Below are 17780 nucleotides of genomic sequence, written 5' to 3' on the forward strand. Positions count from 1 at the left end.
TTATTTGCTGTAACCTACCGCTTTGTACACGGTGTAACCAATCCATTCGTGCCACAACAATCCCGAACCGGCTACGGCCTCGGCATTGGGGATCAGTACACTTTTTAAATTGAACGGATAATATCCGCCATAAAAATCGGCCGGATAGCTATCCGTCTCAATGCCGAACTTCCGGAAGCATCCTACCGAGCGCCGCATGTGGAAGGCTGACGTAATCAGCAGAAACTTTCCTCCGGGAAACCGGCTTTTCAGTATTGTGGAGGAAAACATTGCGTTTTCCCTCGTATTGCGGGCTTTTTCCTCAAATAGTATATCACCCGCCGGTACGCCCCATTGCACCAGCAGCTGCGCCGCCTGCCTGGTTTCACCTTTGCCTGCGATGATCATGCTGTCGGCACTGGTACCCGTGATCAGTACCTTCCGGATTTTCCCTGCCTTGTAAAGCAGAAAGGTTTGTAAAAGCCGGTCGCCATGCCGCCCGAAGTACACCTGATCTGCATTGGGATCACGCGCGTCAACCAGTCCGCCCGACAGCAGAATACCCACATCGTAGGCATTGCGTATAGTGCTGAGGTTCACAGGATCAGGCTCCCACAAGTTGAATGCCTTATTGACCAGAAATCCGTTTGATATCACAAACAGGAGTACGAATACGATCAGCAGGCTTACCTGTTTTCGTTTTTTGTTATTTGTAAAAATCCCGAACAATAACACGCAGAGAATGATGCTCAGCGGCATGGCCAGGAAGTCGATGGCTTTGGACAGAAAAAAGAACATTTGGATAAGAAGCTTCCCCGGATTGTCGTTCTGGAGTTAATTTGTAACCTTTGACGGTGCTCAAATGATTTGAATATCTGCTTTTAAAAAAAGATTGTGCCTCATGAAAATGTATACCCGCACTACTATCCTGCTATGCTTTCTTTTTCTGACCGCCTCACGCCTGCTTGCGCAGGGGTACCACATTGAGGCAACAATCACAGGTTTAAAGGACTCATCGCTCGTGATCGGGCATTATAACCGGAGCAGTACCCTTTTTGTACCCAAAGATACTTCCCGCGCGGATGCCAGCGGAAAAGTGGTATTTGAGGGAAAAACAGATCTTCCCGGCGGCTTGTACGTCATCCTTTTTCCCGGCAACAAACGCTGGATCGAACTGGTATACTCCGGCAAGGAAACGAATTTTTCCATTGCTACGGATACTGCAGACGTGGTTGGCTCAATGAAAATTACAGGCTCCCCTGAAAATCAGCTTTTTTATACCTACCAGAAAGAGCTGAAAGAACGTACCATGGAGATCGAGAAAATGGCGGCCGACAAGTCTCCTGAGAGCCAGGCCAAAGTACGGCAGTTACAGGATGCATTTAAAACTTACCGGCAGAAAATATTGCAGGACAATGCAGGTACCTTCACGGTGCAGCTGCTCAAAATGTCTGCCGATCCCGAAATCCCTGCTGCTCCCAAGCTGCCAAATGGAAAAACGGATTCCATTTGGGTATTTAACTACTACAAGGCACACTATTGGGACGCATTTAACTTTGCCGACGGCCGTATCATGAACACACCCTTCCTGGAACCCCGCCTGGATCGGTACATCAAAAACCTGGTCGTGCAGACACCCGACTCGCTGATCCGAAATGCCGATAACCTGATCAAGAAAGCTTCGGCCAATAAAGATGTAAAGTCATTTGTGGTATACTACATCACCAATCAGTACGAAACGCCAAAGACCGTGGGTACAGAGGCTGTATGGGTGCATATGGCCACCAGGTACTACCTGTCGGGCGAGATGGGCATATCGGAAGATGTGCGTAAAAGGGTGGAAGAAAAGGTGAATACCATGAAGGATCTGCTCGTCAACAAGCCTTTCCCGGCCCTGACGCTGACAGACCCTGCCGGCAAAAAAGTAAGTGTGCAGACGATCCAGGCCAATTATACCATACTCTTCTTTTACTCCCCTACCTGCGGGCATTGCAAGGAAGCCTCACCACTGCTGAAAGCATTTTACGACAAGAAAAAAGCCGAGGGAATTAAAGTTATGGCTGTTTCGACGGAACATAATATGGAAGAGTGGAAGTCATTTATCTCCACTTATCACCTCGACAGCATGATCAATAGCTTTGATTCGCTCAACCAGATCGACTTTTACCGGAAGTTTGATGTGGTAACCACACCTACGATCTACGTTCTTGATAAAAACAAAAAGATCATTGCGCGCAAAATGCCCGTCGAGCAGCTGGAAGATTTTCTCCAGTACTACCAGAACAAAGTCGCGCGGAAGCTGTGATCCGTTTTACGTTTGCTTTTAAAAAACAATGCAGATCGGCAGCTTGACCTTCACACCTTCCTGTTTGAATGTCAGCTTGCCCGTTTGCGGGTCTACCGCATACACTACCAGGTTATCGCCCGTCTGATTTCCCACGATCATCCATTTACCGCTGGGGTCAATATTAAAGTCCCGGGGCGTTGAAATGTTCTGCGTCTGCTCGTCTGTCTTCTCAAGCACACCGCCGCCTTTGATCCTGAATGCACTGATGGAGTTATGACCACGGTTGGACACGTACACAAACTTTCCGTTCGGGTGCAAATGCACGGCTGCACTGGTATTGGTACCCGAAAAATCTGCCGGGATAGTCGGGTAAGTGTTTAATGCTTTGATCACGCCATTTTTGTCCACTGAGCAGGTGGTGAGGGTAGCTTCAAGTTCATTGAGCAGGTACAACTCCTTTCCCGATGCACTCAGGACAAAATGCCTCGGCCCCGAGCCGGGTTTTGCCATAAAAAAAGGCTGTGCCGGATTGGGCATCAGCTTGCCGGATTTAGCATCCGCTGCATAATTCATGATCTTATCGCCGCCCAGGTCCGTCACAAACACAAACCGGCCGTCGGGCGTAGCCGCAGAAAAATGCGCATGCGACTTTTCCTGACGCCTGGTGTTGGGCCCGGTACCCGAGTATTGTTCTTTGTAAATTGGCGCGCCCAGCTTCCCGCCCGCCTCTACCGGATATGCCGTAAAGCTGCCACCTGTATAGTTGGAGGCAAGCACCATTTTCCCGGACGGATGTACCGCTACATGGCACGGATTTTCACCTTCCGAAGACTGGCTGTTCAGGAAAGTGAGCTTTTTATCAGTACCAATGGAAAAAGACATCAGCTTGTTTTCACTTGACACTGCATACAGGTTCTTCCGGTTGGGCGAGATGGCCAGGTAGCCCGGGCCGGCTCCATGACTGAAAGTATCCACGACCGTGATGCCGCCGGTGGACAGGTCCAGCTCGGCGAGGGTAATGGAAGCCTGCGGATCCTTATCCTGCGACCCGACATAAAATGCAACCTTATCCTGAAATGCGAAAGCTGAAAATGCATTCAGCAGGAGCAAAAGCGCGGCAGAAATTGTCTTGATCATATAGCTGGACTGTTCGGTTTGCCTGTAAAAGTCAAAAACGGAGCTGATTTTACCCTCAGCAAAAAATCCTGCATAGTACAGCCATAATTGTGTAACAGCTCCACCGGCGTGTACCTGTATTTTTGTATTGTAAAAAATTGGAAATCATGAACATCCTTGCCGATACACAACAAGCAAATCTTCCGGTTACAGGCATGTCGTGTGCTGCCTGTGCTGCCAGCGTGGAGTCGACCCTGAAACAGGTTGAAGGTGTGGAAAATGCGGCTGTCAACTTCGCTAGCCAGACCGTGTCCCTGGCCTACGATCCGCACATTACCTCGCCCGAAAAACTGGATGAAGTACTGCAGAACGTTGGGTATGGGCTGATTATAGAGGACGACGAAGAAGATGCGCTCGCCGGGCAGGAAAAAATGCAGGCGGAACACCTTCGCGCGCTTACCAGCAACACCATCCGCGCCGGCGTCCTTTCCGTGCCGGTGATGGTGATCGGAATGTTTTTCTCTGCTCACGCGGATACTCCCCTTCCCTTTGCCAACTATATCATGCTCGTGCTGACAGCCCCGGTACTCTTTGTCTTCGGCCGGAACTTTTTTATCAACGCATGGAAACAGGCCACACACCGGAAAGCCAACATGGATACGCTGGTAGCACTCAGCACAGGTGTAGCCTTTGGTTTCAGTACCTTCAACACGTTTTTTCCGGAGTTCTGGCATGCACGCGGACTTATGCCGCATGTGTATTTTGAAGCCGCTGCAATCATCGTTTTCTTTGTTCTTCTTGGAAAAACGCTGGAAGAACGCGCCAAGAGCAACACCTCTGGAGCCCTCCGGAAACTCATGGGGCTCCAAGTAAAAACCGTGCGTATTGTACAGGACGGCTTTGAAACCGAGCTGCCGGTCCGGGAAGTAAAAGCCGGAATGGAAGTGGTGATCCGCCCGGGAGAAAAGATCCCGGTTGATGGAAAAGCGGTGAGCGGCAGCTCCTACGTGGACGAAAGCCTCATGACCGGTGAGCCGTTGCCTGCGAAAAAAAAGGCCGGGGATGCCGTATATGCCGGCACCATTAACCAGCAGGGGAGCTTTACATTTATTGCTGAAAAGGTTGGCAAAAACACGGTACTGGGTCAGATCATCAAAACTGTCCAGGCCGCGCAGGGCAGTAAGGCGCCGGTGCAGCAGCTGGTAGACCGGGTTGCGGGCGTGTTTGTGCCGGTGGTGATTGGCATTGCATTGGCAACTTTCCTGGCCTGGCTTGTTTTGGGAGGCGAAAACGCACTCACCCACGCATTGCTCGCCGCCGTGTCGGTACTGGTGATTGCCTGCCCCTGTGCACTTGGCCTGGCTACTCCTACGGCTATGATGGTGGGCATGGGAAAAGGGGCCGAAAACAACATCCTGATCCGTGATGCCGAAAGTCTTGAAAAAGCCTATAAAGTGAATGCCGTAGTGCTTGACAAAACCGGAACCCTCACCGAGGGCAAACCCACGGTAAGTGAGTGGATCTGGAAAAAAAATCTTGAAAATACACTCTTCCACACAGCGGCAGTACAAGCACTCGAAAGCCGGTCCGAGCATCCCCTCGCTCAGGCAATTATCGCCCATACCGGATCTTCTGATCCGGCCACGATTGAAACGTTCAGCTCGGTGACGGGGATGGGAATACGCGGGCGCGTCGCAGGAAAGGACTACCTGGTTGGAACAGCCGTTTTTCTTGAACAGGAAAATGTACTTTGGAACCAGGAACTGAAAGACCATGCGGCACACCTGCAGAGTGCGGCCAAAACAGTGGTTCACATTGCAGCAAACGGGCAGCACATTGGTATAATCGCGATTGCCGACCAGCTCAAACCAACTTCCCGGGAAGCGGTGGCCAGGCTCAAGAGGCAGGGTATTGAAGTGTACATGCTCACCGGTGATAACCTGGAAACCGCACGTACCGTGGCCGGGCAGACCGGCATTGAGTCTTTTGAGGCGCACGTAAAACCTGCGGATAAAATGGCGTTTGTTAAAAAATTACAGCACGAGGGTAAGACCGTAGCAATGGTGGGCGACGGGATTAATGATTCCCAGGCACTGGCGCAGGCAGACGTAAGCGTGGCGATGGGCCGCGGGTCGGATATTGCCATGGACGTAGCCAAAATGACCCTCATCACCTCTGACCTTCTGGCCTTGCCCAAGGCACTGAAACTTTCGTCCCGCACAGTGAAGACCATCCGGCAAAACCTGTTCTGGGCATTTATTTACAACATCATCGGCATTCCGGTCGCGGCAGGTATTTTGTACCCGGTGAATGGTTTCCTGCTCGATCCCATGATTGCGGGAGCTGCCATGGCGCTGAGTTCGGTATCGGTTGTCATGAACAGTCTGCGCCTGAAAAGTGCGCGTCTGTAAATGATTTTACCAAAACTCTGTAAAACATTCCGGGAATTATGTAATGCACCGCAGGCTAGTGGAAGCGATATTTGTAAAAGATAAAACAATGGGCAGACAGCCCGGCTGAACAATGGAAACACTTAAATTCAAGACCAATATCAAATGCGGGGGCTGCGTGGACACCATCTCCCCTTTTCTCAACCAGGATGAAGCCATAAAAAATTGGGTGGTAGACCTGAAAAGTCCGGACCGGGTATTACAGGTAGAAACCACGCATTCAGCTGCCGAGGTGACCGGTATTCTGAAAAAAGCCGGGTATACGGCTCAGGAACTTAATTGATTGGGTTATCTTTGAAATAAGATCCGGCCATGCCGGTAATACAATGAAAAACAAACTGCACCGATTTCTGACCGTAACGATGGCCGTGCTCGTACTGCTGAGCAGTACGGGGTTTGCTTTCGTGGAGCACCAATGCCTGGTGCGCGGGACCTCGGTGCAGCTTGTGGCACAACAGAAAAACAAAAAAGAAGGGTCATCCTGCTGCGCCCGTGCGAAGGCAGCCAGGGAAGGAAAGGGTACTTTTTTTAAAAAGACAGACTGCTGCAAGGAAACCCAGCGGTTTGAAAATCTCAAAGTAGCCTCGTTTTCGCAAATGCTTGCGAAATCGTTCAAGGCGCTGGCACACGGCACTGTGTGGACATCGGTTTCCTTCCTGTTTCTGAATGCAGAAAGAATACTGCCGCCGGACAGGCCTGCAAAACCGGATCAATCGTTTTCTTCACTTTTTCACGGGCGAAGTATGCTCGCTCATATCCAGTCATTTCTTATCTGAACCTTGATTAAAGCTGAATGACGTGCATTCGCTGCCTTTGGCAGTGGTATGCCGGGTAATTTTCTTTTATCAAAGTTTCAAGATCATGACAATCAGAATTCTGCTTTCCGCAGCCATCCTACTGCTGGTACTGCCTGCGGCAGCCCAGCGGCTCAGCGGACATGTATACGAGCAGCCTGCGGGTGCCACCAAGCCAGCTCCCCTGCCGGGAGCCAATGTGTACTGGCTCGGTACCGGCCTCACCGCTGCCACCGACACCTCAGGACATTTCAGCATCCCACGCAGCGCACAGTCGCAGCGGCTGGTGGTGAGCTTTGTGGGATATACAAACGATACGATCCAGATCGGCGGCGAAAGTGAACTGCAGATCATCCTGCGTAATGAGCAAACACTTCATGAAGTAACCGTTCGTGAGCAGGCGTCGTCCATCGACCGGCTGTCGCCGCACCAAACCGAAGTGATCACGACCCGCACACTGGCCAAAGCTGCCTGCTGCAATCTCTCTGAAAGTTTTGAAACCAATGCATCCGTTTCGGTTTCGTACAGCGATGCCGTGACAGGTGCCCGGCAGATCCAGATGCTTGGGCTCAGCGGGACCTATATCCAGACAAACGTCGAAAACATTCCTTCGATCCGCGGGTTGGCATCTACCTTCGGACTTAACTTCGTGCCGGGCACGTGGATCCAGTCTATCGACATCGGCAAGGGTGCCGGCTCGGTGGTAAACGGGTACGAGTCCATGACCGGGCAGATCAACGTGGAGCTGCAAAAACCGGACATCCGGGAAAAGCTGCTGCTCAATACCTACGTCAACAGTTTCGGGCGGGCTGAGGTGAACCTCAACCTGGCGCACCAGCTCAGCAAAAAATGGAGTACAGGGCTGCTGACACATTCAAGTACGCTCCGTAACCGGTTTGACAAAAATCATGACGGTTTTCTTGACCTTCCGCTGTACACACAGTTCAACGGGCTGAACCGCTGGAAATACCAGGGTGAGAGGTTTATGGCACAGTTTGGTGTGAAGGCTTTGTACGAAGACCGGCTTGGCGGGCAGCAACAATTTACCCGCAACATGAAAGGCTCAGACCAGGTGTATGGTTTCGGAGCCAGAGTGGGCCAGTACGAATTCTTTTCCAAGCTGGCGCGCCTCTTTCCTGACAAGCCCTACAAGGGACTCGGGCTGATCGTCAATGCCTCATTGTACGATTCCAGATCCTTTTTCGGGCAAACCGTTTACAATGGCCGTCAGAAAACGCTGTATGGAAATCTGATCTACCAGTCGATCATCGGCAATACGAACCATACTTTTAAAACGGGACTGAGCTACCTGCTCGACAACTACGATGAGCAGTATGCACAAAGTCTGCGGAGGAGGAATGAGTCGGTCCCGGGTGCATTTGTTGAATATACCTACAACCAGCTCGACAAGTTTGTGCTGGTAGCGGGCGGAAGGGTTGACCTGCATAACCTGTATGGTACCCAATGGACTCCGCGCCTGCATCTGAAATATAACCTGACCGGTGAAACAACCCTGCGGGCATCCGTAGGCCGCGGCTTCCGGGTGGCCAATCCGCTGGCAGAGTACTACGGCAACCTGGTGAGTGCGCGGCGTGTTGTTTTTACCGAAAGCCTGCGGCCCGAAATATCCTGGAATATGGGCGCAAGCCTTACCCAGGAGTATCAGCTGGGTAGCATGCGGGGCAGTTTTGTAGTCGATTTTTACAGGACTTATTTTGAAAACCAGCTGGTTGCCAATTTTGAAGATCCCCGCTACATCCGCTTTTCAAACCTGGAAGGAAAAGCTTTTGCCAACAGTTTCCAGGCTGAGGCTAACCTGACGCCTGTAAAGCGGTTTGATCTTAAACTGGCCTACCGCCTTTTTGACGTAAAACAAAACATTCAAAACCTTTACGGCGAGAATGTGCTCCTGCCGCGTACGATGGTGAGCCGCGACCGTATCCTGTTCAATGCCGGGTATGCGCTCCCCTATGATAAATGGAAGTTTGATGCCACTGTGCAATGGAATGGAAAACGCCGACTACCCTATATGGAGCCCGTCCACGAGCAGCACCTGCCCGAAAATGCCGGACTGACCTACTCGCCTTCTTTCTACAATCTGAATGCGCAGGTTACGCGTACTTTTCCTAAATGGGATATATACCTGGGCGGAGAAAACCTCACTGACTTTCGCCAGAAAAATCCTATAATGGGTGCAAATGAGCCTTTTGGAGACCATTTTGATGCAGGTATGGCATGGGGCCCGGTGACAGGCCGAATGATTTACGCCGGAATACGTTATAAGATTGTACGCTAAGCATTCCTGGTACATGCTTTAAGAACAACCCGACGATGAAATTAGATATCAAAAATATGGTTTGTGACCGGTGCAAGAAGGTCGTCCGTGACGAGCTGGAAGCATTGGGCATCACATTGCAGCATGTAGGGCTGGGAAGTGTTGAGACGGTGGACGAAGTAGGGCCGGAGCAGCTTACAACCGTGAGGGAAGTACTCCTGAAAAACGGTTTTGAATTGCTGGACGACCGCCGGCTGGCCCTGGTAGAACATATAAAAACGCTGGTGATAGAAGAAGTGCAGAACCTGAAAGGCAGCAAGCCCGCGGCGATGAACTTTTCCGATTACCTGTCTGAAAAAACGGGATATGAGTACTCCTACCTGAGCAGCCTGTTTTCATCCGAAACCGGGCAGACCATTGAGCAGTACATCATTGCCCAGAAAGTGGAAAAAGTAAAAGAATGGCTGACCTACAACGAGCTTACCCTGTCTGAGATGGCGTGGCGGCTTTCGTACAGCAGCTCGGCGCACCTGAGCAACCAGTTTAAAAAGGTGACGGGCATGACGCCCGGCGAATTCCGCAAAAACCATCCTAGCCTCCGCAAAGCCCTCGACCAGGTAGGAAGCTGAATATGTTACATCTATAAACCTTCGATGAAAATGAACAAATTACTGCTTGCCTGCCTTATCCTGTTTGCTGCGGGCTGTAACACGAAACAAGAGGAAACAGAAACAGTGACGGAAGTGGAAAATACAGCAGCCAAAACCTATGCATGCCCCATGCATTGCGAGGGCGAAAAAACCTATGCACAGGCCGGCAAGTGCCCCATCTGTAAAATGGACTTGCAGGAAGTAGCCCTGAACGATACAGATTCAACCCAACATAATCATTAAGACAATGAAAAAGACCATCCTATTGACTCTCACAGCCATGCTGCTGACCGTGCAGTTCACGTTTGCAGACGGTACCAAAGAAGTAAAGATCAAAACTTCGGCCATATGCGAAATGTGCAAGGCGCGGATAGAGCGTAACCTGGGCCTGTCCAAAGGCGTGAAGGAATCCACCCTGGACCTGAACAACAAAGTGGTGACCGTGAAGTACAATCCGGACAAAACCACCCCGGAAGCCATCAAGGCAACCATCCGCAACACCGGCTACGACGCCGATGAGCAGCCAGCCAGCCAGAAGGCCCACGATAAGCTGCCGGAGTGCTGCCGCAAGACTGCCGCTGCGCATTGATCTTGAAAAACTGCCTTGTAAATGCTTTTGTTTAGCTTTGCCGCATCTAAACATTACAACTGTGGCCTGGTATCATTCCTATTTTAAGGGACTCCCTCAGCGCGCCTGGAAGCTTCACCAGGACGATGAGCATACGGAATTTGAAGTGGACTTCCTTCAGGATGTCCTTGAAATAAAGCCAGGTGACCAGGTACTGGACGTGCTGGCGGGATATGGCCGGCATGCCCTGCCACTGGCTGCTAGTGGGGCTCAGCTTACGTGTATCGACATTTCGGAGGAATATTGTGAGGAACTTACCGCTGCGGCAGGCCGCAAAAAGTTGCCTGTGACGGTGGTATGCGCGGATGTGCTGTCGCATGTTTACCCGGAAAATACATTTGATGCTGCTTACTGTTTTGGCAACAGCTTCAGCTTTTTTCCACGGCCCGACTTACAGCGGTTTTTGGAGAATATCAGTCGTGCATTAAAAAGCGGCGGTATGTTTTCCCTGCATACCGAGAACCTGGCCGAAAGCATTCTGCCGAACTTTCAGGGCCGCAACTGGATGCCCGTACAAGATGATATCATTTATCTGGCAGAGAATGTGTACCAGCCCCTGGAGGGTTACATTGAGTCGGAGCAAACATTTATTTCGGGTAAAGAAAAAGTGACCCACACCGTGCACCAGCACATTTATACCCTGGCGGAGTTGTGTTTTATGCTGGAAAATGCGGGCTTCGAGGTGACCGGTACTTTTGCCAACATTGAAGCAGACCCTTTTCAGCTGGGCGACGAACACCTGTACCTGCTTGCCCGCAAGCGCTGATCAATGCCGGCGACGCGGCCAGAGTCAATCACGCCGTACATGTGAAATGAAGCCAGCTCCTGAGTGCGGAATCATGAAATAATTTCGGCTTTTACCTATCAATGTGCCTGCTGATCTGATTCCTGTACCACTGGTACGCTGGTTTTTGCAACTTCGGCGTAGCCTCCTTCCACGTTCACTACCTGCTCAAAACCACGTGATTTGAGGATCGACGCGGCGATCATGGAGCGGTACCCGCCCGCACAATGCACATAGAGCATTTTGTCCCGGGAAAATTCAGGCATCAAATCATTGATATAATCCAGCGGCAGGTTTTTAGCTCCCTCAATGTGGCCTGCTTCGTATTCGCCGGGCTTTCTTACATCGATGATTTCCAATTGTCCTTCCGCAAAACGCTGCGCAAACTCCTGCGGCGATACCGACTCAATTGCATCGGCCTCCATGCCGCTTTCCGGCCAGGAGGCATATCCGCGATCCAGGTACCCGATCGCATGATCGTATCCTACCCTGGCGAGCCGCGTGGCTACCTCCTGCTCCCTTCCAGGCTCGGTTACCAGCAGTATATTTTGTTTCAGGTCAGGTATCAATGCACCTACCCAGGGTGCAAAACTGCCGTCAATCCCAATGTTAATGCTGTTCGGGATAAAACCTTTCGTAAAGTCAGCGGTCTTGCGGGTATCCAGCACCAGTGCACCGGTTTGGGTGGCCCTGGCCTCGAATGCTTGCGGTGAGAGTGCTTCATCGGCACGTTCCAGCACTTCGTCAATGCTTTCATACCCGTCGCGATTCATTTTTACATTTTCAGGAAAATACTGCGGCGGCTCCGCCAGACCGGCAGTTACCTCGCGGACAAACTTCTCCCAGCTCATATCTGCCCGGAGCGCATAGTTGAACAGCTTCTGGTTGCCCAATGTATCGGAGGTTTCCTTGCTCATATTCTTCCCGCAGGCCGATCCTGCCCCATGCGCGGGATACACGATCACGTCATCAGGCAGGGTCATAATTTTGGTACGAAGGCTGTCAAACAGGATTCCGGCAAGGTCCTCCCTATCCAGGTCGCCTTGCTGCGCAAGATCAGGGCGGCCCACATCGCCGATAAACAGGGTGTCCCCGCTGAAAAGTGCTACGGGCTTCCGGGCTTCATCAAGCAGCAGGTAGCTGGTGGATTCCAGAGTGTGGCCCGGCGTATGCAATGCGCGGATGGATACATTTCCGAGGCTGAATTCCTCTCCGTCTACGGCATTGTAGGCTTCAAAAGCCGTTTTTGCACCAGGACCATAGACGATCTTCGCACCGGTTTTGGCTGCCAGGTCGAGGTGCCCCGACACGAAGTCAGCATGAAAATGGGTTTCAAATACATACCGGATCTTTGCCCCGATCTTCTCTGCCTTGGCCATGTAAGTACTTACTTCACGCAGGGGATCAATGACGGCCGCTTCATTGTTGGAAACAATAAAATAGGCTCCCTGAGCCAGGCAACCGGTATATAGCTGTTCTATTTTCATCTTTGTTAAAATGGTTCTAATCAATAAGGCGATAAACCGGGTTTTAGTTCTTGTACTAAAATCGCAAACCTCCCGCAGAGAAGCAACTCATCGCATATAACCACTACCGTATGCCTATGCCGCTTTGCTTTTTGAACTTTTGGGTCTGTTAATCCGTTGACTTTCTACTTCTTTTGAGAAGCGGCGGCATGATTGTTGCTCAATGTGCCGCCCATACACCAAAATTTGAATGCATGATTGATAAAAAGAAATTACACTCTACTGCTGCCAAAGTGGAAACTGCCGTGCTTGTTGCGGTGAGTACACAAAAGCAGTCTGCCGAAAAAACACGTGAGTACCTTGACGAACTCGCTTTTCTGGCAACAACGCTGGGGGTGGAAACGGTAAGAACATTTACTCAGAACCTGGAAAGAGCAGATATACGCACCTACACCGGCAAAGGCAAGCTGGATGAGATCGTCACGTTTGTGACGGCCAACCCGGTGGATATGATCATTTATGACGACGATCTGACGCCTTCGCAGGTCAGAAACCTGGAAGCTGTTTTCAAGGAAATAAAAGTGATAGACAGGAGCTTGCTGATCCTCGATATTTTTGCAATGCGCGCCCAGACGGCTCAGGCCAAATTACAGGTTGAGCTTGCCCAATACCAATATCTTTATCCTCGGCTGACGCGCATGTGGACGCACTTAAGCCGGCAATCGGGTATCGGGGTGGGTATGCGTGGTCCCGGTGAAACTGAGCTCGAAACTGACCGCCGGATTGTAAAAGACCGCATTGCATTCCTGAAAGAAAAGCTCGACAAGGTGGACCGCCAGAGTATGACGCGCCGCAAGGAACGCGACCGCCTTGTGCGGGTGGCCCTGGTGGGTTATACCAATGTAGGCAAGTCTACCCTTATGCGCGGACTCTCCAAAGCCGATGTATTTGCCGAGAACAAGCTTTTTGCCACGGTTGACTCTACGGTGCGGAAGGTGAATATGGAAAATATCCCCTTTCTTCTTACAGATACGGTTGGATTTATCCGCAAGCTGCCTACTACGCTGATTGAGTCATTCAAATCGACTTTGGATGAGGTGCGCGAGGCTGATATACTGCTGCATGTAGTCGATATTGCGCATGCTTCGTTTGAAGAGCATGTGGATATTGTCAATAAAACGCTGGTGGAAATTGGTGCTGCCGACAAGCCTACCATACTTGTGTTCAACAAGATAGACTTGTACAAACCTGCTTTTAATAACGAAGAAACGGAGGAGGAACCCGCAGCCACTCCCGATGATATCTTGGAGCAGCTTAAAAATAGCTACGTAGCCGACAAGGCCGAGCATGTGGTCTTTATATCAGCTGAAAAGAAAGAAAACATGGACGAGCTCAAAAATGTACTCTTTTCACTGGTGAAGGAAAAACACTTCTCAATTTATCCGAACTGGCTGGATCTGGGCTACACGGCCGTAAAATCAGAGGAGTAATTTTTGTATTTCGCCTGATTTTTTGCCAGCTTTGCAGCCCAATTGGACTGCGTAGTTCAACGGATAGAGCGGATCGCCGCCCCATAGGAGTTTCCTAAACTCCGGATATGGGCAGAGTCGCGTCCGACTTGATTCCCGACGCGGTCGCAATTTCTAATGAATTATTGACTGCGTAGTTCAACGGATAGAATAGGAGTTTCCTAAACTCTAGATATGGGTTCGATTCCCGTCGCGGTCACTGAAAGGTCAGATGTATGTCTGGCCTTTTTTCATAAACACCAGATATGGCCGGGGTTGCGTACAACTTCGATTCCCGTCGCGGTCACTGAGAGGTCAGATGTATGTCTGGCCTTTTTTCATATGCAGCCTGGCTCAACGGATAGAACAGGAGTTGTCGGACGCGACCCCGGCCTAAACACTAGATATGGCCGGGGTTGCGTACAACTTCGATTCCCGTCGCGGTCACTGAGAGGTCAGATGTATGTCTGGCCTTTTTTTCATATGCAGCCTGGTTCAACGGATAGAACAGGAGTTGTCGAACGCGACCCCGGCCTAAACACTGGCCGGACAGTGTTCGGTTTTGAACGTTGTTTTACTTACAAATGCAGCCAGATTGAACGTAATAGCCCATTTTGTCTCAGGCAAAGTATTTGATATACGGAAATAGATATAATAAATCTGAACCTGATGAGACGAAGCGATCTGGGTGAGTTTGAAGAAATTGTACTGCTGGCTGTGGCGGCGATGAGCCCGCTCGCTTACTCGGTACCCATAGCCGAAGAGCTGGAAAAGCAAACCGGACATGCGGTCAGCATCGGGGCGGTGCATGCTGCCTTGCAACGTATGGAACAGAAAGGTTACCTGCGGTCATCCATGGGTGAGCCCACTGCCGAACGTGGCGGCAGGCGAAAGCGAATATTTACAGTAACCCCCTACGGCCTCAAAGTTCTTCAGGATGTCAGGACCGTTCGTGACCATTTCTGGAACCGCATTGACGCCAGTGCACTCACTGATACAGAATTGCGCTTTTCCTAACCTCTACCTTTTCGTTTTATGATGAAAAATCAAAACCTGCCCCGGCAACCACACCCGCCCAACTGGCTCGTCCGCCTGGCCACCGCCATTTGTGCTCCTCACCTGCGCGAAGAGCTGATCGGCGACATGCATGAACGGTTTACGGTGTATGTCAGCAAGTATGGTGGGCCGAAAGCACGCCTGCTGTTTGCCCGGGAAACGCTGGGGTTAGTCCGCTGGTGCATTGTCCGTCGCCAGAGCGCAGGCTTTGCCCCGGCCTACCATTTCCGGATGCTGCGCAACTACTTTCGGATCGGACGACGGGTGCTGATCAAAAACCGTGGATACACCCTCATTCACCTTACCGGGCTCGCACTTGGACTCTGGGCGTGTATGATCGTGGCAACGGTGGTGATCGACAGCCTGTCGTATGACCGGCAATGGACGCATGCCGATGATATTTACAGGGTGATTCATGTCCGGAAAATGGGCGAAGGACTGCTCGAACGCTCCACATCGTCACCTGCCGCACTGCCGGCGGAAATGCAGAAATTATTTCCGGAAGTAGTTTCCTGGTCTTCCGTGAACGGATATGATTATTATTTTAAAGTACATCCCGATGATCCGGCCGGGCATACCACGCACGTACTTTCTGCTGACTCGGGCATTGTAGGAATGCTCGGCATTAAGGTGGTGGCAGGCAGCCTGCGCACGGATGGTAATAATCTTGCACTAACCCGCTCAGTTGCCGGAAAACTGTTTCCCGGTCAGGATGCCATTGGCCGGACCTTGTGGCAAATACCCAAGTACGGCGACAAAGCGAATGCCTACCAGGTCACAGCGCTGATTGAAGACCTGCCCTACAATAGTCACCTGCGTACGGACGCGATCCATTTGAACCAGACCAAACCGCAGGTGCTGAGCAATACGGGCTATATGTCGTTTGAGCGCAACTATATCCTGCTTCACCCCCGGACCAATGCAGCCAGCCTTGCCCGGAAAGTAAACAAATGGTATACCGGTTTCATGAAAGGAAATGACCTTTCCGGGTTTGAGTTCCAGCCGGTCAAAGACGTTTACCTGCATTCTGATTTTGCCGAAGGGCAGTCTGTCAGGGCTGATGCGAACAGCATTTACATTTTCATGGGAGTAGCGGCCTTGCTGCTTTTTATTGCGTGCGTCAATTTTGTAAACCTCAGTACTGCACGCGCTTTCACGAGAATCAAGGAAGCAAGTGTGCGCAAGATCCTGAGCGGCTCGCGTATGCAGCTGATCATGCAATCACTGGCCGAAACGCTGACCATTTTTGCAGTTGCAGTAGCAATCGCCATGATCGCGTACTTCTTTTCTTTGCAGGAAGTGGAGGGCTTTCTGGGTCATCATCTGGTACAAACATTCACTACGCACACCCACCTCGCTGCATGGGCTGTGCTCCTGGTGCTGATCACGGCATTGTTCACGGGCATTTATCCTGCCTGGCTGATTTCGGGTTTCAAACCTTCCCACACTTTGCGCGGCCTGCTCAGCCATACTTTCGGATTAAACACGCTAAGAAAAGGCCTGGTAGTCATGCAGTTTTCCATTTCCATTGTGGTACTGCTGGCAACGATCGTGGTTTGGCGGCAGCTCAGCCTCATGGAGCATAAGGATTTAGGATATGATAAGAAAAACCTGCTCAGCATCGATCAGGTATCCTGGGACGGTAAAGGGGCTGCTTTTAAAAGTGAGCTGCTCCGGATTGCCGGTGCGCAGCGTGCGAGTATTTCGCTCTGGCGGCCTACGGATGGCGGCGGCTACATGTCCAAAGAGGTGGATGACCCGGCTGATACCAAAAGCAGGATCAGGGTATGGTTTATTGCCGGCGACCTGGACCTGGCTGAAACGCTGGGTCTGCGCCTTTCCGGCGGCCGGCTGCTGAGCCCCGGTTTTGGTGCCGACGCAATCAATGCGGACTCTATGCAGCGCGCCGACTTCGGCGCATTTGAGCAAGCTGCAACCCGCCAAAGTTCCCTGATCACCCGTTCCGCAGCCCGTATCCTGAATATTAAAACACTGAACAGAATGATCCCGTCTGCTAAAACGGTACCTGTGGGAATGATCGACGACTTTAATAATGAGTCGCTGTATGAGCCGATCAAGCCCACGATCATTGTCGGGCACCGGGATGTACAATATGGCGGTATGTTCATACGGATCACTCCCGGCACAGAAAAGCAAACGACTCGCGCAATCAGAAGTCTCTGGAAAAAATTTTACCCGGCCAAAATGCTCACGATAAACCCGGTGGAAGAGCTCCTCAGCAAACAATACGAAGCCGAAGGACGACTACGGCAGCTTTTCCTGTTTTTCAGCGGACTTACCATGTTCTTGTCTGCATTAGGCATTTTCGGTCTGGTTGTGCAGGCAGGTGAGCAACGCTCCAAGGAAATGAGCATCCGCAAGGTACTGGGTGCTTCGGTAACGGGGATCGTTACGTTACTGACCAAAGACTTCGTGCGGCTGGTCGTATTTGCGATCCTGCTGGCTACACCGGTAGGATGGTATACTTTACAAAACTGGCTTGAACGGTATCCCTATCGCACGCAGCTCCACTGGTGGATCTTTGCAGTGACAGGTGCCGGCGCATTATTCATTACCGTCCTTACCGTGGGCGTACAAGCTGCCCGCACTGCTTTGAGTAATCCGGTTAAAAGCTTGCGGAATGAATGAAACCTGCGGCCTTTGAGGGGAGTTTTGCTGCAAAATATTGACACCGAAATTCCCCACCGCCTGTACTCACAACCATGCAGCCTGAACACACCTTTTTATTCAAAACATTAACAATCAAATACTTGTACTATCCCGAAA

At 51.1% G+C, this 17780-nt stretch carries 15 protein-coding genes and 1 tRNA gene; 13 read left to right on the forward strand and 3 right to left on the reverse strand.

Annotated elements, in window-relative coordinates; translation table 11 throughout:
• On the reverse strand, nucleotides 1–777 hold the full coding sequence (locus HWI92_RS14725) for a YdcF family protein (RefSeq protein WP_204656505.1): 777 nt from the start codon (nucleotides 775–777) through the stop codon (nucleotides 1–3).
• 103 nt (nucleotides 778–880) lie between these two features.
• Here HWI92_RS14725 and HWI92_RS14730 point away from each other — a divergent pair, with 103 nt between their 5' ends.
• On the forward strand, nucleotides 881–2284 hold the full coding sequence (locus HWI92_RS14730) for a TlpA family protein disulfide reductase (protein WP_204656507.1): 1404 nt from the start codon (nucleotides 881–883) through the stop codon (nucleotides 2282–2284).
• 18 nt (nucleotides 2285–2302) lie between these two features.
• Here the strand turns inward: HWI92_RS14730 and HWI92_RS14735 are convergent, their stop codons facing one another.
• Complete coding sequence (locus HWI92_RS14735) at nucleotides 2303–3403, reverse strand: lactonase family protein (protein ID WP_204656509.1); 1101 nt, start codon at nucleotides 3401–3403, stop codon at nucleotides 2303–2305.
• 146 nt (nucleotides 3404–3549) lie between these two features.
• Here HWI92_RS14735 and HWI92_RS14740 point away from each other — a divergent pair, with 146 nt between their 5' ends.
• From HWI92_RS14740 to HWI92_RS14775, 8 genes are all read left to right on the forward strand, one after another.
• Nucleotides 3550–5793, forward strand: a complete 2244-nt coding sequence (locus tag HWI92_RS14740; protein ID WP_229247991.1) for a heavy metal translocating P-type ATPase — start codon at nucleotides 3550–3552, stop codon at nucleotides 5791–5793.
• A 112-nt stretch (nucleotides 5794–5905) separates the two neighbouring features.
• Nucleotides 5906–6115 carry a heavy-metal-associated domain-containing protein gene (locus HWI92_RS14745; protein ID WP_204656511.1) on the forward strand — a complete coding sequence of 70 codons (210 nt, stop codon included), beginning with the start codon at nucleotides 5906–5908 and terminating at the stop codon, nucleotides 6113–6115.
• 43 nt (nucleotides 6116–6158) lie between these two features.
• A complete protein-coding gene (locus tag HWI92_RS14750) occupies nucleotides 6159–6608 on the forward strand; it encodes an HYC_CC_PP family protein (protein ID WP_204656512.1) in 450 nt (149 codons plus the stop codon).
• A gap of 85 nt (nucleotides 6609–6693) precedes the next feature.
• The gene (locus HWI92_RS14755; protein WP_204656514.1) at nucleotides 6694–8922 is read left to right on the forward strand and encodes a TonB-dependent receptor; all 2229 of its coding nucleotides are present in this window, start codon (nucleotides 6694–6696) and stop codon (nucleotides 8920–8922) included.
• Between the two features lie 35 nt (nucleotides 8923–8957).
• The gene (locus HWI92_RS14760) at nucleotides 8958–9530 is read left to right on the forward strand and encodes a helix-turn-helix domain-containing protein (protein WP_204656516.1); all 573 of its coding nucleotides are present in this window, start codon (nucleotides 8958–8960) and stop codon (nucleotides 9528–9530) included.
• A 30-nt stretch (nucleotides 9531–9560) separates the two neighbouring features.
• Nucleotides 9561–9794 carry a heavy metal-binding domain-containing protein gene (locus HWI92_RS14765; protein ID WP_204656518.1) on the forward strand — a complete coding sequence of 78 codons (234 nt, stop codon included), beginning with the start codon at nucleotides 9561–9563 and terminating at the stop codon, nucleotides 9792–9794.
• 4 nt (nucleotides 9795–9798) lie between these two features.
• Nucleotides 9799–10140: a heavy-metal-associated domain-containing protein gene (locus HWI92_RS14770; RefSeq protein ID WP_204656520.1), complete on the forward strand. Its 342-nt coding sequence runs from the start codon at nucleotides 9799–9801 to the stop codon at nucleotides 10138–10140.
• A gap of 61 nt (nucleotides 10141–10201) precedes the next feature.
• Nucleotides 10202–10945: a class I SAM-dependent methyltransferase gene (locus HWI92_RS14775; protein ID WP_204656522.1), complete on the forward strand. Its 744-nt coding sequence runs from the start codon at nucleotides 10202–10204 to the stop codon at nucleotides 10943–10945.
• A 98-nt stretch (nucleotides 10946–11043) separates the two neighbouring features.
• Here the strand turns inward: HWI92_RS14775 and HWI92_RS14780 are convergent, their stop codons facing one another.
• Complete coding sequence (locus HWI92_RS14780; protein WP_204656524.1) at nucleotides 11044–12450, reverse strand: MBL fold metallo-hydrolase; 1407 nt, start codon at nucleotides 12448–12450, stop codon at nucleotides 11044–11046.
• 233 nt (nucleotides 12451–12683) lie between these two features.
• On the opposite strand from HWI92_RS14780, the gene hflX reads away from it, so the two are divergent.
• The 4 genes from hflX (at nucleotide 12684) to HWI92_RS14800 (ending at nucleotide 17642) form a co-directional block, all read left to right on the forward strand.
• The gene (hflX, locus tag HWI92_RS14785) at nucleotides 12684–13919 is read left to right on the forward strand and encodes a GTPase HflX (protein WP_204656532.1); all 1236 of its coding nucleotides are present in this window, start codon (nucleotides 12684–12686) and stop codon (nucleotides 13917–13919) included.
• 166 nt (nucleotides 13920–14085) lie between these two features.
• Nucleotides 14086–14157: transfer RNA gene (locus HWI92_RS14790), tRNA-Arg, on the forward strand.
• 449 nt (nucleotides 14158–14606) lie between these two features.
• Nucleotides 14607–14954: a PadR family transcriptional regulator gene (locus HWI92_RS14795; RefSeq protein WP_204656534.1), complete on the forward strand. Its 348-nt coding sequence runs from the start codon at nucleotides 14607–14609 to the stop codon at nucleotides 14952–14954.
• Nucleotides 14955–14972: 18 nt separating this feature from the next.
• The gene (locus HWI92_RS14800) at nucleotides 14973–17642 is read left to right on the forward strand and encodes a permease prefix domain 2-containing transporter (protein WP_229247993.1); all 2670 of its coding nucleotides are present in this window, start codon (nucleotides 14973–14975) and stop codon (nucleotides 17640–17642) included.
• Nucleotides 17643–17780: the final 138 nt, after the last annotated feature.

Source organism: Dyadobacter sandarakinus (assembly GCF_016894445.1).
Taxonomy (GTDB): domain Bacteria; phylum Bacteroidota; class Bacteroidia; order Cytophagales; family Spirosomataceae; genus Dyadobacter; species Dyadobacter sandarakinus.